Source organism: Paenibacillus sp. HJGM_3 (assembly GCF_045062745.1).
Lineage (GTDB): Bacteria > Bacillota > Bacilli > Paenibacillales > NBRC-103111 > Paenibacillus_AA.
Map to the genome: position 1 here is coordinate 1 of NZ_JBJGED010000043.1, position 17,879 is coordinate 17,879.

The 17,879-nt window shown below is 53.4% G+C and carries 27 protein-coding genes; 2 read left to right on the top strand and 25 right to left on the bottom strand.

The genetic code is table 11. The features are described 5' to 3' along the window. Nucleotides 1-241: 241 nt before the first annotated feature. Nucleotides 242-475 (bottom strand): hypothetical protein, encoded by a 234-nt coding sequence (locus tag ACI5FR_RS31200; protein WP_405461797.1) that lies wholly within the window; start codon nt 473-475, stop codon nt 242-244. Between the two features lie 112 nt (nt 476-587). Further along, nucleotides 588-1,202 (bottom strand): stage II sporulation protein M, encoded by a 615-nt coding sequence (locus ACI5FR_RS31205; protein WP_405461799.1) that lies wholly within the window; start codon nt 1,200-1,202, stop codon nt 588-590. 139 nt (nt 1,203-1,341) lie between these two features. Between ACI5FR_RS31205 and pdaB the strand changes: the two genes are divergently transcribed. Beyond that, on the top strand, nt 1,342-2,121 hold the full coding sequence (gene pdaB, locus ACI5FR_RS31210) for a polysaccharide deacetylase family sporulation protein PdaB (RefSeq protein WP_405461801.1): 780 nt from the start codon (nt 1,342-1,344) through the stop codon (nt 2,119-2,121). Nucleotides 2,122-2,175: 54 nt separating this feature from the next. On the opposite strand, the gene ACI5FR_RS31215 is transcribed toward pdaB, so the two are convergent. Next, entirely contained in the window at nt 2,176-2,775 is a 600-nt protein-coding gene (locus ACI5FR_RS31215) for a KinB-signaling pathway activation protein (RefSeq protein ID WP_405461802.1), read from the bottom strand. 204 nt (nt 2,776-2,979) lie between these two features. On the opposite strand from ACI5FR_RS31215, the gene gerD reads away from it, so the two are divergent. Continuing rightward, nucleotides 2,980-3,645: a spore germination lipoprotein GerD gene (gerD, locus tag ACI5FR_RS31220; RefSeq protein ID WP_405461804.1), complete on the top strand. Its 666-nt coding sequence runs from the start codon at nt 2,980-2,982 to the stop codon at nt 3,643-3,645. A gap of 80 nt (nt 3,646-3,725) precedes the next feature. Here gerD and ACI5FR_RS31225 read toward each other — a convergent pair whose 3' ends face one another. The 22 genes from ACI5FR_RS31225 to rplF all read right to left on the bottom strand — a co-directional run bounded on the left by ACI5FR_RS31225 (nt 3,726) and on the right by rplF (nt 17,860). Then, complete coding sequence (locus tag ACI5FR_RS31225) at nt 3,726-4,817, bottom strand: Mrp/NBP35 family ATP-binding protein (RefSeq protein WP_405461806.1); 1,092 nt, start codon at nt 4,815-4,817, stop codon at nt 3,726-3,728. A gap of 75 nt (nt 4,818-4,892) precedes the next feature. Continuing rightward, nucleotides 4,893-5,639, bottom strand: coding sequence for an N-acetylmuramoyl-L-alanine amidase CwlD (cwlD, locus tag ACI5FR_RS31230; protein WP_405461808.1), 747 nt, complete (start codon nt 5,637-5,639; stop codon nt 4,893-4,895). Between the two features lie 86 nt (nt 5,640-5,725). Continuing rightward, nucleotides 5,726-6,910, bottom strand: coding sequence for a sulfate adenylyltransferase (sat, locus tag ACI5FR_RS31235; protein WP_405461809.1), 1,185 nt, complete (start codon nt 6,908-6,910; stop codon nt 5,726-5,728). Nucleotides 6,911-6,922: 12 nt separating this feature from the next. Then, the gene (locus tag ACI5FR_RS31240; RefSeq protein WP_405461811.1) at nt 6,923-7,615 is read right to left on the bottom strand and encodes a phosphoadenylyl-sulfate reductase; all 693 of its coding nucleotides are present in this window, start codon (nt 7,613-7,615) and stop codon (nt 6,923-6,925) included. A 219-nt stretch (nt 7,616-7,834) separates the two neighbouring features. Further along, nucleotides 7,835-8,227 carry a 30S ribosomal protein S9 gene (gene rpsI, locus ACI5FR_RS31245; RefSeq protein ID WP_405461813.1) on the bottom strand — a complete coding sequence of 131 codons (393 nt, stop codon included), beginning with the start codon at nt 8,225-8,227 and terminating at the stop codon, nt 7,835-7,837. A 20-nt stretch (nt 8,228-8,247) separates the two neighbouring features. Beyond that, nucleotides 8,248-8,685: a 50S ribosomal protein L13 gene (gene rplM / locus ACI5FR_RS31250; protein WP_405461814.1), complete on the bottom strand. Its 438-nt coding sequence runs from the start codon at nt 8,683-8,685 to the stop codon at nt 8,248-8,250. A 155-nt stretch (nt 8,686-8,840) separates the two neighbouring features. Then, entirely contained in the window at nt 8,841-9,596 is a 756-nt protein-coding gene (gene truA / locus ACI5FR_RS31255; protein WP_405461817.1) for a tRNA pseudouridine(38-40) synthase TruA, read from the bottom strand. Between the two features lie 240 nt (nt 9,597-9,836). Further along, nucleotides 9,837-10,205 carry a 50S ribosomal protein L17 gene (gene rplQ, locus ACI5FR_RS31260; RefSeq protein ID WP_405461819.1) on the bottom strand — a complete coding sequence of 123 codons (369 nt, stop codon included), beginning with the start codon at nt 10,203-10,205 and terminating at the stop codon, nt 9,837-9,839. 21 nt (nt 10,206-10,226) lie between these two features. Further along, the gene (locus ACI5FR_RS31265; protein ID WP_405461822.1) at nt 10,227-11,171 is read right to left on the bottom strand and encodes a DNA-directed RNA polymerase subunit alpha; all 945 of its coding nucleotides are present in this window, start codon (nt 11,169-11,171) and stop codon (nt 10,227-10,229) included. 132 nt (nt 11,172-11,303) lie between these two features. Further along, the gene (rpsK, locus tag ACI5FR_RS31270) at nt 11,304-11,702 is read right to left on the bottom strand and encodes a 30S ribosomal protein S11 (protein WP_405461826.1); all 399 of its coding nucleotides are present in this window, start codon (nt 11,700-11,702) and stop codon (nt 11,304-11,306) included. 18 nt (nt 11,703-11,720) lie between these two features. Next, nucleotides 11,721-12,089 carry a 30S ribosomal protein S13 gene (gene rpsM / locus ACI5FR_RS31275; protein ID WP_405461829.1) on the bottom strand — a complete coding sequence of 123 codons (369 nt, stop codon included), beginning with the start codon at nt 12,087-12,089 and terminating at the stop codon, nt 11,721-11,723. A 17-nt stretch (nt 12,090-12,106) separates the two neighbouring features. Beyond that, entirely contained in the window at nt 12,107-12,220 is a 114-nt protein-coding gene (gene rpmJ / locus ACI5FR_RS31280; protein ID WP_022738894.1) for a 50S ribosomal protein L36, read from the bottom strand. 98 nt (nt 12,221-12,318) lie between these two features. Continuing rightward, the gene (infA, locus tag ACI5FR_RS31285) at nt 12,319-12,537 is read right to left on the bottom strand and encodes a translation initiation factor IF-1 (RefSeq protein WP_127583972.1); all 219 of its coding nucleotides are present in this window, start codon (nt 12,535-12,537) and stop codon (nt 12,319-12,321) included. 2 nt (nt 12,538-12,539) lie between these two features. Next, complete coding sequence (locus ACI5FR_RS31290) at nt 12,540-12,854, bottom strand: hypothetical protein (protein ID WP_405461834.1); 315 nt, start codon at nt 12,852-12,854, stop codon at nt 12,540-12,542. Further along, nucleotides 12,851-13,612 (bottom strand): type I methionyl aminopeptidase, encoded by a 762-nt coding sequence (gene map / locus ACI5FR_RS31295; RefSeq protein WP_405461836.1) that lies wholly within the window; start codon nt 13,610-13,612, stop codon nt 12,851-12,853. The genes ACI5FR_RS31290 and map overlap by 4 nt, the downstream gene beginning before the upstream one ends. Beyond that, on the bottom strand, nt 13,609-14,262 hold the full coding sequence (locus tag ACI5FR_RS31300) for an adenylate kinase (protein WP_405461838.1): 654 nt from the start codon (nt 14,260-14,262) through the stop codon (nt 13,609-13,611). The genes map and ACI5FR_RS31300 overlap by 4 nt, the downstream gene beginning before the upstream one ends. A gap of 100 nt (nt 14,263-14,362) precedes the next feature. Continuing rightward, on the bottom strand, nt 14,363-15,670 hold the full coding sequence (gene secY / locus ACI5FR_RS31305; protein ID WP_405461840.1) for a preprotein translocase subunit SecY: 1,308 nt from the start codon (nt 15,668-15,670) through the stop codon (nt 14,363-14,365). After that, nucleotides 15,670-16,110, bottom strand: coding sequence for a 50S ribosomal protein L15 (gene rplO / locus ACI5FR_RS31310; RefSeq protein WP_405461843.1), 441 nt, complete (start codon nt 16,108-16,110; stop codon nt 15,670-15,672). Before rplO ends, secY begins: the two co-directional genes overlap by 1 nt. Before the next feature lie 69 nt (nt 16,111-16,179). Beyond that, nucleotides 16,180-16,362, bottom strand: coding sequence for a 50S ribosomal protein L30 (gene rpmD / locus ACI5FR_RS31315; RefSeq protein WP_405461845.1), 183 nt, complete (start codon nt 16,360-16,362; stop codon nt 16,180-16,182). A 12-nt stretch (nt 16,363-16,374) separates the two neighbouring features. Beyond that, nucleotides 16,375-16,872: a 30S ribosomal protein S5 gene (rpsE, locus tag ACI5FR_RS31320; protein WP_405461847.1), complete on the bottom strand. Its 498-nt coding sequence runs from the start codon at nt 16,870-16,872 to the stop codon at nt 16,375-16,377. A 27-nt stretch (nt 16,873-16,899) separates the two neighbouring features. Next, nucleotides 16,900-17,265 (bottom strand): 50S ribosomal protein L18, encoded by a 366-nt coding sequence (gene rplR, locus ACI5FR_RS31325; protein ID WP_405461849.1) that lies wholly within the window; start codon nt 17,263-17,265, stop codon nt 16,900-16,902. 52 nt (nt 17,266-17,317) lie between these two features. Further along, nucleotides 17,318-17,860 carry a 50S ribosomal protein L6 gene (gene rplF, locus ACI5FR_RS31330; protein ID WP_405461851.1) on the bottom strand — a complete coding sequence of 181 codons (543 nt, stop codon included), beginning with the start codon at nt 17,858-17,860 and terminating at the stop codon, nt 17,318-17,320. Between the last annotated feature and the right edge of the window lie 19 nt (nt 17,861-17,879).

Below are 17,879 nucleotides of genomic sequence, written 5' to 3' on the forward strand. Positions count from 1 at the left end.
TTTGCGAACCGAAGTTCGCTATACTTGCACGCTCGTTGTTCAGTTTTCAAGGAACAATCCCGTCGTCGTCGGCAGCAGAGCCGTCCGAACAGCGACTTTATGAATATACCACATTCGCTACCCTCGACGCAAGCATTTAATTATTCCCAACTGCTCGCTGTTGGACAAGCTTTTTTGTGGCGAAGACTAATTTATCATACCCCCGCGAAGAAAGTCAAGCCTTCTTTCGCAATTTCTCGCATTAATTATTCCGGTATCCCCGATCGCCTCGTCCGCGCACGTAACGAGACAATTCCTTGGGCGATGCCAGACGGGCGTACATCCGGAAAATCACCTTGTACCTCGACTCGATCGCTTCCTTCACTTGCGCCTCGATCCGCGTGTCCTTCAAGTCATACAGCATCTCATCCAGCTCTTTGCGCAGCATATAATCGAGTTCCTTGCATTCCCTTTGATTGAACAAAAAACCGAGCATCCGGCGTTCAAGCCCCCTTAGCCGGCAGTCAGAATAATAGAGCCAGGTTCTGCCGCTTTACTGTTATGCACAGAAAATGGGAATTTTATGAATCGGATGCTCGACAATTTTTCTAAAGCTCCATCAACCAAGGCGTAACGGTACTCTCGATCACGGCGGCAACCAGCAGGCTGACCACCAGAAGCACGATCAGCGCCGGTGTGACTCTAAGGAATTGCCTCACTTCCTCGCGGAACAACCCGCGTCCCGGTGAGCTGATCATGGTTACAAGCCCCTTGAGCACAATCGTCCCCAACCGAATGCCGAAGGCGGAAGCGAGCAAAATGGCCGGGATCTCGATAATCCCATGCGGCAAAATCCCCTTGAGCAGCAAGGCCAACTGGCCGGCCTTCACTTGTAGAGCGGCCAAGTAACCGATCACCAACCCGTTGCCCACCAAGAAGAAGATCGGAATGAACGCCAGCAAGGCGCCGGCGAATACGATCAGAACACTTTTGATCGCATTGTTCAAAAAGACGATGCCGAACAGAAACCACTGCGTATGAGGCTGATTGTCGATGAATCCTTTCAGCTGCCGGAAACCTTCCAACTGACTATTCAGGAAGGCGTCGAACCGGTCGGAAAAGGCATACCCCATCACAATACCAGCCGCGAACACCAGAACCGCAGCATTCAAATACTTCGGGCCGGACGCAATATAACGGAACAACTGCCGAAAGCTAAACATGCCAGAACATGCCTCCCTTTGTCCCAATTTCCAAGCATGAAGCCAGTAGTACGAGCATATAAATTCGGTAAATGGATAAACAAGCTGTTGCGCGATGAACCCGATCGACGCACCATAGCGTGAAGGAGGCCTTCTTACCGTGAACTTCTTTTATGTCCTGAACGGCAGGAAAATCAAGCAAGTCTTCATTATGTGCATTGCCGTCTTATTCACGGCGGGCATTCTGTACTCCGAGAAAGGGAACATTACAGTGTTCTCGCAAGGCGACCCTTCCGCGATCTATAGCGTGGAAACGGAAAAGAAGGTCGTCGCACTCACCTTCGACATCAGCTGGGGCGACAAGCGCGCGGAGCCGATACTTCAAATCCTGCAAGAAAAAGGGGTTAAGAACGCCACCTTCTTCCTCTCTTCTCCCTGGAGCCAGACTCACCAAGACATCGTGAAAAAGATCGTGGAAGCCGGTTACGAGGTGGGCAGTCACGGGCACAAGCACGTGAATTACAGCGGCCTGAGCGACGAGGAAATCCGCAAGCAAATCGAAACGGCGCATGAAATCTTAACCGGGTTAACAGGGAAATCCCCTAACCTGATCCGGCTGCCGAACGGCGACTTCGACAAGCGCGTATTGCGCATCGCGAATGAGATGAACTACAAGGTCATTCAATGGGATACCGACTCCCTCGATTGGATGAATAAAGGCACCGACAACATCATCAACCGCGTGTTGACGAAAGTACACCCAGGCGACATCGTCCTCTTCCACGCCAGCGATTCGGTCAAGCAGACGCATGAAGCGTTGCCGACGATTCTCGATCAGCTGAAGAGCAAAGGCTATGAATTCGTAACGGTGAGCCAGCTGATCCAACAAACCGACGTGAGCCAAAAGGAAGCCGAAAAGCAAACGTCGCTGCCTAAATGACGGCCCTTCAAGAAAACTAGCTACACCCCCGCGAAGCAACCCTTGGCGGGGTTTTTATTTTTGCAGAATCTTATGAAGCTGCATAATTTGCCACGCATTGCAGGCGAGCAGCGGAACAATCATAAAGATGACATACGCATAGCCCGTCTCATCCAGATTGAACGCCGGGACGGCCTCGATGATGGTGACTACGCTCATGAAGAACAAGGTCGGCACGAAGGCGGAGCGGTTCGTCTGCTGTAGCTTCCAATACGATACCGCCAGCGAGATCAGCAGAATAATGGCCGGCAAGACGGTAAAACCCAAAAACGACCGGTCGGTCCCTTCATAAGAGCTATACCTAAAGTACGCCAGATCGATAACGGCTATGCCGACGAAAAGCACCTGCAGGATGGTCCAATACACCATTTTCCGCCGGAACAGGCTGAGAGCGATGAAGCGCAAGGTCAAGTAAGCGAAAAATCCCATTTGACTCAGCACGCTGATCATACTGGCCCCGAAGAGCATGAAAATCCATTCGTAAGCCCCTACCGAGACGCCCAAGAATACGAACTCGGTGTCCATGGCTTTCATAATCGCCCCCGCGATCATCCCCACTACGGTCCCAATCACGAGAGTGGTCCAAAACAAATATCCCCATTTTTTAAGCGTCAACTTCGTTCCCCTCCGCACTCATCCTTACATTACGCACTATCCTCGATTGTATCAAGCCGCCCAGCAAAAAGCCAATGATCCCCCAACATAATCCCAAGCGTTCAGCAGATACTAATGACAAATTGATCCCGTCAAAGTGCATGCCATGCAACTCCTTCGTACTCTGACAGGGGCCGAATTCATCGAAGGGAGCATCCTAAACATATGCCAGTCAAACATATACGCTGGGTTCCCGTTCTGCTTCTTCCTTTGCTCGCCTCCTGCGGAGCCGGCTCGAGCGGTGGCACGCAACCGAGCAATGGCGGCTACAAGGAAACGAAGTCCATGGTGCTGGATATCCTGAAGACGGACGAAGGCAAAAAGGCCGTCATGGAGGCCACCCTCAGCGAGCAGAACAGCCAAATGAAGCTGTTGAATACCGATACCGGCCAGCAGGTGCAGATCGCGGTGAAGGACATCTTGACCGCCCAAGATACCGACGTTCTCATTCGTCAGCTCATGACGGAACCGAAGTTCGCCGGTGACTTCGCCAAAGCCATTCAGAAGCAAAATAAGCAGCTGCAAAAGGATTTGATGAAGGATCCGGAGTATCAAAAGCAGATGATCGAAGTCATGAGAAATCCGGAGTACGAAAAGCTGGTGACGGAAGTGATGAAGAGCACGACGTACCGTCAGCAGACTCTGGCGATTATGCAAGAGAACATGCAAAACCCTATTTTCAAGGCCCAAGTGCTGGAGCTGCTGAAAAAGGTCGTCGAGGAGCAAGCGAATCCCGTTCCGCCCAAGAAGAAGGAAGGCGGCGGTGGCGGTGGCGGCGGCGATCAGTCCGAAGGAGGCGGCAAGGAGGGGGGCGGCGGCGGAGGCAAGTAGGTTATCCGAAGCAAAAAAGGACGGTGTCGTTCCCTGGGAGGATTCGACATCGTCCTTTTCATGCACAGCCCTTCGAGGCTCTATTTCTCCAACTTGCGAATGACCGCTTCGGCGACTTCCAAGTACATCCGGCCTTGCTCCGTGTCGGCCTTGTAGACCGACGGCGTATAATCCGGCTCCGACGGATGATTGTCCGGCGCGCCTAGAGGAATTTGGGCCAACAGCTGCGTATGCAGCTCCTCGGCGAGCTTCCCTCCGCCTCCACGGCCGAACACGTAATCCTTCTCGCCGTTCGAATTGACGTAATACGCCATATTCTCCACGACACCCAGAATCTCATGGTTCGTATGCACCGCCATGGCTCCGGCTCTAGCGGCGACGAAAGCTGCCGTCGCATGCGGGGTCGTCACGATGATCTCCTTGCTCTGCGGGATCATCTGGTGCACGTCCAGCGCCACGTCGCCCGTGCCTGGCGGCAGATCCAGCAGCATGTAGTCGAGCTGCCCCCACTCCACTTCATTGAAGAAATTGCGCAGCATCTTGCCCAGCATCGGACCGCGCCAGATGATCGGGGCATTGTCTTCCACGAAGAAGCCCATCGAGATGACCTTCACGCCATGACGCTCCACCGGTACGATGCGCTGGTCGACGACTTCGGGGCGCTCCTCGATCCCGAGCATATCCGGGATGCTGAACCCATAGATGTCGGCGTCGATGATGCCGACCTTCTTCCCGCTGCGCGCGAGAGCTACAGCCAAATTCACCGTGACGGTGGATTTGCCCACGCCGCCCTTGCCGCTCGCGATCGCGATGAATTGGACGCCGGACTCCGGCGCGAGTATATTCGTAACGGCGGGCGCCGCTGCCGTCGGCGCGGCCGATGTGCCTGCACCAGCCCCGGTCCGCTTGGCCAACTCCGCTCGCTCGAAGTCGGTAATCGCCCTCACGCGAACGCGCACTTCGCCGGCTCCGGCTTCCCGCAGCGCTTGAGTCGCCCGGTCCTTCAAGCTTTGCATATAGGCTTCGTCGGTCTGGGTGGCGATGAGACTAACGGAGACGCTGTTCTCCTTCACCATGACGTCGCGAATGAATGACAGCTCCGCGAACGATTGCTTGTATTCAGGATCCTGCAGGAAACTAAGGATGTCCGCTACTTGATCTTTGGAAATCATGGGGCCCCCCGGTAAGATTGGAATAGTTGCGATCTGCTATGTATTATAGCATACGTTGCCCCGAGACCAAATCGGTTACTTCTTCTCTTCGCTCGCATATTTCAGGACGCCCCGGTAGATCGATTCCGCCACTTTCTTCTGGTATTGCACGGTCGCCATCTGCTTGGCCTCCTGCGGGTTGGACAGGAACCCGACCTCTACGAGCGTCGTCGGAATCTTTAATGCCTTTAACAAATACACGGTCGAATCGGGCTTGGGCACCCGTTCCGTATTGTTCAGGCTCCGCTTGATTTCCTCCTGGATGGATGTTGCGAGCTTGCGGCTTTCTTCATTCGTCGTCGAGTAGAACGTCTGGGCCCCGGTCCATTTGGCCGATGGAATGCTGTTCAGGTGAATGCTTACGAGCATATCCGCTTTCTGTCTCTCGATGAGCTCGACCCGGTTGAGCAGGTCCTGCGTTTTACGCTTGCTGTACCCCTTCGTGTCCGTATCCGCCAAGTCGGAATCGTCTTCCCGGGTCATGATGACGACGGCGCCGGACTGCTGCAAGTAGTCGCGCAAGTACAACGCGATCGATAAGGTCACTTGCTTTTCGATCACGCCGTCCTTGCTCACCGCACCCCCATCCGGCCCGCCATGGCCGGCATCCAAAGCGATCACTTTCCCTGACAAAGGCATGGTCCAATACGTCCATGTCCGCGTGGCCGGAAGCTCGTAGGTGAACAAGAACACCATCATGCCCACGAGCACGGCCATCATACCCAGCTTCAGCATCCCATGATTGTTCACCCAGAATACAACACGTTTTCTCGGTCGCTTCATAAGACAAAATCCACCCCAGTTCCCTAGACTGTTACTCCAATCTATATGGGACAGGGTGGACAAATATTCTAACTAGTCCAGTTCGATTATGGATTCACACTACCTTGCACGACACCCTCGGCCATGCCATCGATCAACACTTTCGCCACTTCCGGGCGGGTAAATTCCGCTGGCGGGCACACGCCGTCACGCAGCAGGCCGCGCACCTTGGTCCCCGACAAATGCAAGTGGTGGTTCTTGTCATGCGGGCACGTCTTGGTCGTCGCCATGTTGCCGCACTTCGTGCAGAAGAAGCTGTGCTCGAAGAAAAGCGGCGTGATGCCCAATTCTTCCGCGGTGAAGTTTTTGAAGATCTCCTGTGCCTCGTATGTGCCGTAGTAGTCTCCGACGCCCGCATGATCGCGGCCTACGATGAAATGGGTGCAGCCGTAGTTTTTGCGTACCATCGCGTGGAAGATCGCTTCTCTGGGTCCTGCATAGCGCATAGCCGCCGGGAAGACGCCCAGGAAGACGCGCTGTTTCGGGTAATAATTGTCGAGCAGCACCAGGTAGCTCTTCATTCGCACATCCGCGGAGATATCGTCCGACTTCGTCTCCCCGACGAGCGGGTTTAGGAACAGCGCATCCACGATCTCCAAGGCCGTCTTCTGAATGTATTCATGGGCCCGGTGCACCGGATTGCGGGTCTGGAACCCGACGACCGTCTTCCAGCCGTTCTGGACGAACCGCTTGCGCGTCTCTGCGGGATCGAAGTAGTAATCCTGGAATTTGTCCGGCTTCGGCCGATTCAGCACTTGCACGGGGCCGCCGATGTACACGGGCGAGCGCTGCAGCAGCTTTTGCACTCCCGGGTGCTCCGGATCCGACGTCTTGAACACTTTCACCGCTTCGTCCTGCAGGTTCACCCGGTAAATGCTGCGCACGTCGAGAATCGCGTATGTGACCCCGTCCTCGCCTTTGAGCGCTACTTGCTCCCCGACGGACAGCTCGTTCGCCAACGCCTCTTCGATCGGGAGCGTAATCGGGATGCTCCAGACCGTGCCGTCTGCGAGCCGCATCCGGTCCACTACGGAGCGATAATCGCTCTCCTCGAGAAACCCGGTCAACGGGGAGAACGCACCGATCGCGATCAGATCCAAGTCCGACAACGTCCAAGTGGTGATCGTAAGGGAACGCAGCGTGCCGGCTTGCTTCAGCAGGGCCTCCCGTGCCTCTCCCGTCGCCAAGCGATTGATCAATACGCCGCCATGCGGTTTAATCGTCTCTGCCATGGATATGCCTCCTCACTTATGCAGCCCGCATTCGGTCTTCTCGTTGCCCGACCAACGTCCGGCTCTCGGGTCTTCGCCCGGGAGAACTTGACGGGTGCACATCTCGCAACCGATGCTGGGGTAATAGTTGTCATGCAGCGGGTTGTAGATCACGTTGTGCTGACGGATATAGTTCCAGACATCCTCAGACGTCCAGCTCGCGAGCGGATTGAACTTCACGAGACCGAACTTCGTATCGTATTCGACCTTTTTGGCATTGGCCCGTGTAGGAGCTTGGTCCCGGCGAATCCCGGTAATCCAGGCGTCGTACTTGCCGAGAATCTCGGTCAGCGGCTCGACCTTGCGGATGTTGCAGCAGGCGTTCGGATTCGACTTCCAGAGCTCTTCCCCGTGCAGGGCGCCTTGCTCCTCTACCGTCAACTTCGGAAGCACTTGGATGAAAGTCAGGTTGTAGTGCTGCGCCAGACGATCCCGAGTCTCATACGTTTCCTTGAAATGCAAGTTCGTGTCTAGGTAGAAAATATCGGTACCGGGACGTGTCTTGTGCAGCATATCGATCAGCACCACGTCTTCGGCCCCGAAGCTGCTGGCGAACGTAATGTTCGGAAATGTGTCGACGGCCCAGGCGATCAATGCTTCCGGCGACTCATTCTCGAATTGCTCGGCTGCGCGCTGGATCAAAGCTTCTTTTTCAATCAAGTTCATAATGGCTTCCCTCCATTTTAATTCCTAGTTAGTTGATATGATTTATGCGTTATAAAAACAAGTATAATTCATTTTGATGGAAAGTCAATTGCTTCCTTATATTTTCTTGCTTTCCCGCACTATTGTATGGGCGACTGTCTCCCTTGGTGCGTGCCTGCGAAGCACAAAAAACCCCCTTCTCGTCGTTCTGACGAAAAGGGGGCGTCTGTGCCGATAAAATTAACGCTTGGAGAACTGAGGCGCACGGCGAGCGGCTTTCAAGCCGTACTTCTTCCGTTCCTTCATCCGCGGGTCGCGAGTGAGGAAGCCTGCTTTCTTCAAGGACGGACGGAATTCCGGATCCACCTTCAGCAAGGCGCGGGAGATCCCGTGGCGGATTGCGCCTGCTTGTCCTGTCGTACCGCCGCCGTTCGCAATGACGAGAATGTCGTATTTGCCGAGCGTCTCGGTCAGGTTCAGCGGCTGCTTAACGATCAATTTCAAAGTTTCGAGCCCGAAGTATTCATCCAGGTTACGGTTGTTGATTACGATACGGCCTTCGCCCGGTACGAGGCGAACGCGTGCAACGGAATGCTTGCGACGGCCGGTTCCGTAGTATTGAACTTGTGCCATGAAGTCGTTCCTCCTCTAAATTATCCGCGAAGTTCCCAGACCTGCGGTTGTTGTGCGGCATGCGGGTGTTCGGAACCGGCATACACGTTCAGCTTCGTCTTCAGCTTGTCGCCCAAACGGTTCTTCGGCAGCATTCCGTAAACCGCCAGCTCGATCATCCGGTCCGGACGCTTAGCGAGCATTTCTTGAGCGGAAGTGACCTTCAAGCCGCCTGGGTATTGAGAGTGACGGTAGTACATTTTCTTTTGCAGCTTCTTGCCGGTCAGGACGACTTGGTCTGCATTGATTACAATTACGAAATCTCCGGTATCTACATGAGGAGTAAATTCCGGCTTGGTCTTGCCGCGCAAGATCGAAGCAACTTCGCTGGCCAGACGTCCAAGCGTTTGACCGGCTGCATCGACGATGTACCATTTGCGCTCAACTTGCTGAGGTTTCGCCATATATGTGGTACGCATTCGCATGATCCTCCTAATAATTAAATCCATCTTACATTGTCATAGTCATTGTTAAAGTTGCTAGGGTTGGCTCGCTTCAAAACTCGGGGCAGTGGGAGTGCCAGCTTTGAAAAGCCAACTTATATATTACATGAAATCAAGAACGGAAGCAAGGATTATTTGTGGGCCTCTGTGTAGTACACTTCCCATAACATCAGCCCGTGCGCCATGGCGGTCGGACCCGCTAAACTCCGCTTCCGGCCTTGCAAAATCCGCTGCATGTCGGCACTCTTACGCTTTCCTTCTCCGATCTGGATCAATGTTCCGACTAAGATGCGCACCATGTGCTGGAGAAAGCCGTTGCCGGTAAAAACCAGATGAATGAGGCCCTCTTCCTCCCGGTGCTCCAAATAAGCCTCATAAAGCGTCCGGACATGCGATTTCTTCGTGGACCGGATCGAGCAGAACGACGTGAAATCATGCTCCCCGAGCAAGCACTCCATCGCGGCCCTCATCTCCTTGACGTTCAAAGGCGTCGGATGATGAAATTGCAGGCGACGGGCGAACACATCGGGTTGGCGGTTGCAATTGATCGTATATCGGTATGTTTTCCGCTTGGCGGAATGGCGGGCATGAAAGTCGAGCGGGACTTCCTCCGCTTGCAGGATGACGATGTCGTCGGGCAGCCGCGAGTTAAGCGCCATCGCCCAACGCCCGATCGGGATCGGAGACTCGGTCCGCACGTTGACGATTTGATGCCGGGCATGTACGCCCGCATCGGTGCGCCCCGAGGAGATGACTTCCATTTGCTCCCCGGTCAACAGCTTCAGGGCAGCTTCCATCTCGTCCTGAATCGTGTTCCCTCCGGGCTGAATCTGAAACCCGTAGTAGCGCGTCCCTTCGTAACTGACAACCATACGTATGTTTCTCATGAAAAGCCTCGATTCCTAGCTGCGGTCTCTTGTACTTCCCACGTTCGCCCGAAACCAAACGATAGCCGTCCTCAATAGACGGCATCCGTTCGGCATCGGCCCTAACATAAACACCCCACAAAGTGACGAGAGCCTCCGGAGTTTATCCAGTTACTTTGCGGGGACCCCGGGGATATTCCTATAAAAAAAGGGCTTCAGCAGAATCCTAGGATTCTGTCCACCCTTTCCCCTTCGTGCGTATTAGGCGCGATCTACTAGTTCCAAGTACACCATAGGAGCTGAGTCTCCACGGCGGGGTCCCAGCTTCAAGATGCGCGTATATCCGCCCGGACGCTCCGAGTAGCGAGTAGCCAGATCCGAGAACAGCTTTTGGATCGCGTCTTGATCTTCCGTGATCGACTCCCGGCGAACAAAAGCGGCCGCTTGACGGCGAGCGTGCAAGTCTCCGCGTTTCGCTAACGTAATGAGTCGCTCGGCGATGCCGCGGACTTCTTTCGCTTTGGTCTCAGTCGTTTGAATGCGTTCATATAAGAAAAGATCGGTTACCAGGTCACGGTAAAGTGCTTTACGCGAGCTGGAGTCACGATTTAACTTTCGGTAAGCAGCCATTTCCAAGCCCTCCTTCTGTAATTAATCTTCCGTACGCAGGCCGAGGCCCAGCTCTTCGAGCTTCTCTTGCACTTCTTCCAAGGATTTGCGGCCCAGGTTCCGGACCTTCATCATATCCTCTTCCGTCTTCGTGATCAGCTCTTGGACTGTATTGATGCCCGCCCGTTTCAAGCAGTTGTAGGAACGAACCGAAAGATCGAGCTCTTCGATGGTCATCTCGAGCACTTTCTCTTTCTTATCTTCCTCTTTCTCCACCATGATTTCGGCGTCCTTCGCCTCGTCCGTCAATCCTACGAACAGCATCAGATGCTCCGTCAAGATCTTGGCGCCCAGGCTGACCGCTTCTTCAGGGCGAATGCTTCCATCGGTCCACACTTCGAGGGTTAGTTTGTCGTAGTTCGTGACTTGGCCGACACGGGTATTCTCTACGCTGTAGTTCACGCGAGTAATGGGAGTGTAGATGGAGTCTACCGGAATAACGCCGATCGGTTGATCATCCCTCTTGTTCTTATCCGCTTGTACATAGCCGCGGCCGCGGTTCGCATGAATGCGCATATGCAATCTTGCGTCGGCTGCCAGCGTAGCGATGTGCAGGTCCGGATTCAGAATCTCGACATCACTGTCTGCGCGAATATCTCCTGCGGTGATATTACCAGCGCCTTCGGCATCGATCTCAAGCACCTTTTCCTCGTCGGAATGAATCTTTAATGAGAGCCCCTTCAGGTTGATGATCACTTCCGTGACATCTTCCATCACACCGGGGATCGTCGAGAACTCGTGAAGCACTCCGTCGATTTGAACGGAATTGACCGCTGCACCCGGCAGTGAGGAGAGCAAGATGCGGCGCAAGGAGTTGCCCAACGTTGTACCGTAGCCTCGCTCCAGCGGCTCAATAATGAACTTGCCATATGTGCCGTCTTCGTTCAGCTGTACGGTTTCAATTTTTGGCTTTTCGATTTCAATCATGAACTTAACCCTCCCTGAAAAACGTCGTTTCCCTCTGGATACTGAAAACGCAAAAAGTTATAGTATGCCTATCGTTCACATTCATTATTCACATGTTTGGGATATTTATACTATACCTGCCCGTTAATCCTATTAGACACGACGACGTTTAGGCGGACGGCAACCATTGTGAGGAATGGGAGTGACGTCTTTGATCAAGTTCACTTCGAGACCTGCCGCTTGGAGCGAACGGATAGCCGCTTCGCGACCTGCGCCAGGACCTTTAACCATAACTTCCACGCTCTTCATGCCATGCTCCATCGCCGCTTTCGCAGCCGACTCCGCAGCCATTTGCGCCGCATAAGGGGTGCTCTTGCGGGAGCCCTTGAAGCCCAGGTTACCGGAGCTTGCCCAAGAGATCGCATTGCCATGAGGGTCAGTGATCGTTACGATCGTGTTGTTAAACGTAGAGCGGATATGAGCAACTCCGGAATCAATATTTTTGCGGTCACGACGTTTCGTCCGGACTGCCGCTTTTTTCGGTTTAGCCATGAGAGTTATCCCCCCTTATTATTTTTTCTTGTTCGCCACGGTACGGCGAGGACCTTTACGGGTACGAGCATTGGTCTTGGTACGTTGTCCGCGTACCGGCAACCCGCGACGATGGCGGATCCCGCGGTAGCAGCCGATTTCCACCAGACGCTTGATGTTCAGCGCGATTTCACGACGAAGATCGCCTTCCACTTTGACGTTCTTGTCAATTGCGTCACGCAGCTTGCTGACTTCGTCTTCCGTCAGGTCGCGCACGCGAGTGGATTCGCTGATTCCGGTCGAAGCCAGAATGTTGCGGGCAGTAGTGTTCCCAATTCCATAGATGTACGTGAGCGCGATAACGACACGTTTGTCACGAGGCAAGTCTACACCAGCTATACGAGCCATTGAATCAATGCACCTCCTTATCCTTGTTTTTGTTTATGCTTCGGATTTTCGCAAATCACCATTACGGCGCCTTTGCGACGAATGACTTTGCATTTTTCACAAATCGGTTTGACCGACGGTCTTACCTTCATGGTTATTACCTCCTAATTCACCCCAAAAAGTGTTGGTACGTCTTCGGAGCTCGGTCCGAATCCTTTTCGGGGGCCCCGTAATGCCTAGTTGACAGCTGCTATTTAAAGCGGTAGGTGATCCGCCCTCGAGTCAAATCATAAGGCGACAGCTCTACCGTAACTTTATCACCTGGCAGGATCCGAATAAAGTGCATCCGAATTTTACCGGAGACATGCGCCAATACTTTGTGCCCGTTCTCGAGTTCCACCTTGAACATGGCATTCGGTAGCGGCTCAATCACCGTGCCTTCCACTTCAATTACATCTTCTTTTGCCACCGTCATTCTCCTTTCTGCTGCGCATCCGATTGTTGAAGTTCAACAAACTTATTCAGTGCATAACGAAGCTTTGCGTTGGTAACACGACCGGTTTCGTTTAAGCTGTCAGCAACCTCGCTGCTAATGTAGCTGAGCAGGTCGAGGTGAAGGATGTTTTTTTTCTTGGGTTGGTCGAATTTGCGCTTATCTCCGTCTGCAATCCAGACGAATCGACTATCTTCCAGGCGTACCACGATCGCATACTGATCCTGCTCCCGCCCACGCAGCACTTTGGCTACTTGACCGAGCGCCGGTTGCTTGGTGGCGTCTATCGTCATAGTCCATTACCCTCGCTTCGGGTGAGAATTTCATAGCCGCTTGCCGTTATGGCGATCGTGTGCTCGAAATGCGCGCACAGCGAACCGTCCACGGTTACTACCGTCCAATTGTCCTGCAGCGTTTTGACATACCGTTCGCCTACGTTCACCATCGGCTCAATCGCGAGCACCATGCCCGGCTTCAGCCTAGGTCCCCGATCGGGCAGCCCGTAGTTCGGTATTTGCGGTTCTTCATGCAAGTTTTGACCGATTCCATGTCCGACATACTCGCGAACGATGGAAAACCCATGATCTTCGACAACCTGCTGAATGGCGTGCGAGATCGTAAACAGCCGGATGTCTGCCTTAGCCAGGGCGAGACCCTCGTACAGCGATCGCTCCGTGACCTCCAACAGCTGGCGGGCCGTGTCGGACACTTGGCCTACCGGATACGTCCAGGCGGAATCGCCGTGATATCCTTGGAACTGGGCCCCGATATCGATGCTGATGATGTCTCCCTCTTGCAGCTTTCTGTCCCCGGGAATACCATGTACCAGCTCTTCGTTGACTGACGTACAGATGCTTCCAGGAAAACCGTTGTAGCCTTTGAAAGACGGGATGGCCTTCTGACTGCGAATATAATCTTCCGCGATGCGATCGAGCTGCCGGGTCGTAATACCGGGCTTTACCGCTTGAGCCATCAGGCGGTGCGTATCGGCCACGATGCGGCCGGCTTCTCGCATGAGGTTCAGTTCAGCCTCGGACTTACAAATGATCATTCCGCTTGCCCTCGCAATAAATGGGAGATGTCGGACGTGACCACATCGATATCCTGTTCGCCGTTCACTTCGCGCAGCAGCCCTTTCTTCGAGTAATACTCGAGCAGAGGCGCCGTTTTGTTCGTATATTCGTCGAGCCGAGTGCCCACCTTCTCTTCATTGTCGTCCGAACGCTGGTACAATTCGCCGGAGCACTTGTCGCAGACGTTCTCGACCTTCGGAGGATTGAACATGACATGATAAGTAGCACCGCAGGATTTGCAAATGCGACGACCCGTCAGTCGCCCGAGGAGCAGATCGCGATCCACCACGAGGTTGATCACATGATCGATGCGCTTGCCGAGCGAAGCCAGAATATCGTCCAGCGCTTCCGCTTGGGAGAGCGTGCGCGGGAACCCGTCGAGCAAAAAGCCTTTGCCGCAATCGGGCGCTTGCAACCGTTCCTTTACAATGCCGTTCGTAATTTCATCCGGGACCAGCAAACCTTGGTCAACATAGCTCTTCGCTTGCACACCCAGCGGAGTGCCTTGGCTCATCGCCAAGCGAAACGCGTCGCCTGTCGAGATATGCGGGATGCCGAACTGTTCTACGATCCTTTCAGCTTGCGTGCCTTTACCGGCCCCAGGAGGACCCATGAAAAGAATATTCATTTGTACGCCCCCTCCCCCGATTATGAAGGACCGAACAGCAGGAGAGGAACCGACGGCGATGGAGCGCGAGCCATCAGTACCTTGTCATCATGCTATCCGATTATTTATTAATGAACCCTTTGTAGTGGCGTTTGATCAGCTGGCTCTCGATCTGCTTCATTGTCTCCAGCGCGACCCCGATCACGATCAAGAGCGAGGTGCCCCCGATAGTCACGGTTTGCGGCAAGCCGGCCGCTTTACTGAAGAACACCGGCAGAATCGATATTGCCGCCAAGAAGATCGCGCCCGAAAGCGTGATGCGGGTCATGACTCTCGTCAAGTAAGAGGAAGTCATCTTCCCGGGACGAATCCCCGGAATGTATCCGCCGTTCTTCTTCATCTGATCGGCCATCTGCACCGGATTGATCTGTACAAAGGTGTAGAAGTACGTGAACCCGATAATCATCAGCACATACAGGACCATGCCGAAAGCTGCGGTGTAGGTCAAGTTGTTGATGATCCAGTCCGCTACGACGTTGCCGCGCCAGAATTGCGCAATGGTGGGCGGGAACACGAGCAGCGACAGTGCGAAGATTACGGGAATAACACCAGCCGCATTCACTTTCAGCGGAATGTGCGTCGATTGGCCGCCATACATTTTGCGACCGACTACGCGCTTCGCATATTGCACCGGAATTTTGCGTACGCCCTGCTGAACGAAGATAACTCCGACCACGATCAGGACGATCGCCAGCACAATCAGCACGACCTTCAGGATGTTGAGGAACAAGGCACCCTCGGATCCTTCTGCGAACAGACGAAGGTAGATTTGATTAATCCCGTTAGGAAAGGCAGCTACGATCCCCGCGAAGATAATGACCGAGATCCCGTTGCCGATGCCGTGCTCCGTGATCTGCTCCCCGAGCCACATCAGAAACGCGGTTCCAGCGGTCAAGACGATCGCGATCAGCACGTAAGTCGTAAATCCGGGATCCTTCACGAGCTGCATGCTGTATAACCGGTTAAAACCGAAAGCAACGCCAAAGCCTTGGACTAAACCAAGAATGATCGTTCCGTACCGAGTGATTTGGGCCAGCTTCTTCCGTCCAACTTCGCCTTCCTTTGCCCACATCGTAAACTTGGGAATCACGTCCATCGACAACAGCTGTACGATAATCGAGGACGTAATATACGGCATGATCCCCATGGCAAAAATCGAGAATTTGAACAAAGCGCCGCCCGAGAAGGTGTTCAACAGGTTGAACACCCCGCCGCTGTTGCTTTGATCGATACTGGTCAAAATATCGTTATCGATGTTAGGCACGGGGATAAAAGCGCCGATCCGGTAAACGATTAGAATCATTAACGTGAAAAGGATTCTTCTTCGCAGATCGTTCACTTTCATGATGTTGGACAATGTTTTAAACATTAAATCACCTCGGATTTACCGCCGGCAGCTTGAATCTTATCTACCGCAGATTGAGAGAACTTGTTCGCCTTCACTGTCAGTTGTACAGTAAGATCGCCGGTTCCTAAAACCTTGATACCGTCTTTAGGATTTTTGACAAGTCCGGACTCAATCAGGAATTCCGGAGTGATTTCGGTTCCTGCTGCGAATTGGTTCAATTGTTGCAGGTTGACCAATGCATACTCAACGCGATTGCGATTCGTGAAGCCACGCTTCGGCAAACGACGATACAGGGGATTTTGTCCGCCCTCGAAACCAGGACGCACTCCGCCACCGGAACGTGCATTTTGACCTTTGTGACCGCGACCGGACGTTTTGCCATTGCCGCTCCCGATCCCGCGACCCACGCGGTTGCGCTCTTTCTTGGAACCAGGGGCTGGAGCCAGTTCATGTAACTTCATCGTTGCACCTCCTTAAAAGATTTGTAAATCTTAAGCTGTCTATCGGGTACACCCGTTCGAGTCGATCGATTAAACTTCTTTTACTTCCACGAGATGGCTCACTTGATTGATCATCCCACGGATAGCGGGGCTGTCATTGTGAACGACGGTTTGATGCAGCTTGCGCAAGCCAAGCGTTCTTACCGTCACTCGTTGGGTTTCAGGACGTCCGATCAAACTGCGCTTGAGGGTAACTTGCAATTGATTCGCCATCGTATCCCCCTCCTAACCTAAAAGCTCTTGAACGGTTTTGCCGCGAAGCTTCGCAACTTCTTCCGCTTTTTTCAAACGCTGCAATCCTTCCAGGGTTGCGTTCACCATGTTCATGGAGTTGGAGGATCCAAGCGATTTCGTCAGAATGTCGCCTACGCCTGCCAGCTCGAGAACCGCGCGAACCGGACCGCCGGCGATTACGCCCGTACCTTTGGAAGCCGGCTTCAGCAGCACGCGTCCTGCGCCGAATTGACCGGTGACCAAGTGAGGAATCGTAGTTCCTACGATCGGCACGTGGATCAGATTTTTCTTAGCATCTTCAATACCTTTGCGAATCGCATCCGGTACTTCGGCTGCTTTGCCGATTCCGGCTCCAACCCAGCCATTGCCGTCGCCGACAACTACCAGCGCGCTGAAGCTAAACCGACGACCACCTTTTACTACTTTCGCTACGCGGTTGATGTTGACAACCTTTTCCGTCAGCTCTAACGTATTGGGATCTACACGCAAGTCGTTAACCTCCTTATTGAGAAATTTTTAGAATTCAAGTCCGCCTTCACGAGCCGCATCCGCCAATGCTTGAATGCGTCCATGATACAGATAACCGCCACGGTCGAATACCACTTTGCTGACGCCGGCTTCCTTCGCACGCTTCGCGATCAGGGCGCCTACTTGCGATGCCGCTTCCACGTTGCCGCCGTTTGCGACTTCGTTCAGCTCTTTGTCTTGCGTAGAAGCCGATACGAGCGTGATGCCTTTAACGTCGTCAATGAGTTGGGCATACATGTGTTTGGAGGAACGGAAAACATTCAGCCGCGGACGCTCAGTCGTCCCTTTGATGGTTTTACGTACACGCAGGTGTCTCTTCACACGGGCTTTATTCTTATCGCCTTTAGTAATCATCGGTTGTTCACTCCTTCCCTAAGCCAAGAAACGCAGTCGGTTTCTTAGTGGATTATTTCTTCTTACCGGCTTTACCTTCTTTGCGAAGGATCTTCTCGTTTTCGTACTTGATCCCTTTGCCCTTATACGGCTCAGGCTCGCGTACGGCACGGATCTTAGCGGCAGTAGCGCCTACCAGCTCTTTGTCGATCCCTTTAACGATGATCCTCGTGTTCGTAGGCACTTCGAATTCGATGCCTTTCTCCGGAACGAATTCTACCGGGTGGGAGTACCCTACGTTCAACACCAGCTTTTCGCCGGACTTGTTCGCACGGTAACCTACGCCAACCAGGTCCAGGTTCTTCGCGAATCCAACCGTTACACCGTTCACCATGTTGTTGATGACGCTGCGGGTCGTACCGTGAAGAGAACGATGAAGCTTGTTGTCGGACGGACGCTCAACGTTCAATTCCGTACCTTCCACAACAATTTTCATGTCTTTATGCAATTCGCGGGACAAAGTACCTTTCGGTCCTTTTACCGTAATGTTAGTGTTGTCGAGCTTCACATCTACGCCGCTCGGGATTACGATCGTTTTACGACCAATACGAGACATTGTTGCACCTCCATTCTTA

Excerpts from the sequence above, each read along its gene's own strand:
- truA (WP_405461817.1), bottom strand. The coding sequence starts at position 9,596 with ATGAGAAACATACGTATGGTTGTCAGTTACGAAGGGACGCGCTACTAC.
- ACI5FR_RS31290 (WP_405461834.1), bottom strand. The coding sequence starts at position 12,854 with ATGACGATAGACGCCACCAAGCAACCGGCGCTCGGTCAAGTAGCCAAA.
- ACI5FR_RS31265 (WP_405461822.1), bottom strand. The coding sequence starts at position 11,171 with ATGATTGAAATCGAAAAGCCAAAAATTGAAACCGTACAGCTGAACGAA.
- cwlD (WP_405461808.1), bottom strand. The coding sequence starts at position 5,639 with ATGAAGCGACCGAGAAAACGTGTTGTATTCTGGGTGAACAATCATGGG.
- rpsK (WP_405461826.1), bottom strand. The coding sequence starts at position 11,702 with ATGGCTAAACCGAAAAAAGCGGCAGTCCGGACGAAACGTCGTGACCGC.
- ACI5FR_RS31225 (WP_405461806.1), bottom strand. The coding sequence starts at position 4,817 with ATGATTTCCAAAGATCAAGTAGCGGACATCCTTAGTTTCCTGCAGGAT.
- rpmJ (WP_022738894.1), bottom strand. The coding sequence starts at position 12,220 with ATGAAGGTAAGACCGTCGGTCAAACCGATTTGTGAAAAATGCAAAGTC.
- rplR (WP_405461849.1), bottom strand. The coding sequence starts at position 17,265 with ATGATTACTAAAGGCGATAAGAATAAAGCCCGTGTGAAGAGACACCTG.
- rpsM (WP_405461829.1), bottom strand. The coding sequence starts at position 12,089 with ATGGCTCGTATAGCTGGTGTAGACTTGCCTCGTGACAAACGTGTCGTT.
- rplM (WP_405461814.1), bottom strand. The coding sequence starts at position 8,685 with ATGCGTACCACATATATGGCGAAACCTCAGCAAGTTGAGCGCAAATGG.
- ACI5FR_RS31205 (WP_405461799.1), bottom strand. The coding sequence starts at position 1,202 with ATGTTTAGCTTTCGGCAGTTGTTCCGTTATATTGCGTCCGGCCCGAAG.
- sat (WP_405461809.1), bottom strand. The coding sequence starts at position 6,910 with ATGGCAGAGACGATTAAACCGCATGGCGGCGTATTGATCAATCGCTTG.
- gerD (WP_405461804.1), top strand. The coding sequence starts at position 2,980 with ATGCCAGTCAAACATATACGCTGGGTTCCCGTTCTGCTTCTTCCTTTG.
- ACI5FR_RS31200 (WP_405461797.1), bottom strand. The coding sequence starts at position 475 with ATGCTCGGTTTTTTGTTCAATCAAAGGGAATGCAAGGAACTCGATTAT.
- rpmD (WP_405461845.1), bottom strand. The coding sequence starts at position 16,362 with ATGGCGAATCAATTGCAAGTTACCCTCAAGCGCAGTTTGATCGGACGT.
- secY (WP_405461840.1), bottom strand. The coding sequence starts at position 15,670 with ATGTTTAAAACATTGTCCAACATCATGAAAGTGAACGATCTGCGAAGA.
- map (WP_405461836.1), bottom strand. The coding sequence starts at position 13,612 with ATGATCATTTGTAAGTCCGAGGCTGAACTGAACCTCATGCGAGAAGCC.
- rpsI (WP_405461813.1), bottom strand. The coding sequence starts at position 8,227 with ATGGCACAAGTTCAATACTACGGAACCGGCCGTCGCAAGCATTCCGTT.
- ACI5FR_RS31240 (WP_405461811.1), bottom strand. The coding sequence starts at position 7,615 with ATGAACTTGATTGAAAAAGAAGCTTTGATCCAGCGCGCAGCCGAGCAA.
- rplQ (WP_405461819.1), bottom strand. The coding sequence starts at position 10,205 with ATGGCTGCTTACCGAAAGTTAAATCGTGACTCCAGCTCGCGTAAAGCA.
- ACI5FR_RS31300 (WP_405461838.1), bottom strand. The coding sequence starts at position 14,262 with ATGAATATTCTTTTCATGGGTCCTCCTGGGGCCGGTAAAGGCACGCAA.
- rplF (WP_405461851.1), bottom strand. The coding sequence starts at position 17,860 with ATGTCTCGTATTGGTCGTAAAACGATCGTAATCCCGAGCGGCGTAGAT.
- rplO (WP_405461843.1), bottom strand. The coding sequence starts at position 16,110 with ATGAAGTTACATGAACTGGCTCCAGCCCCTGGTTCCAAGAAAGAGCGC.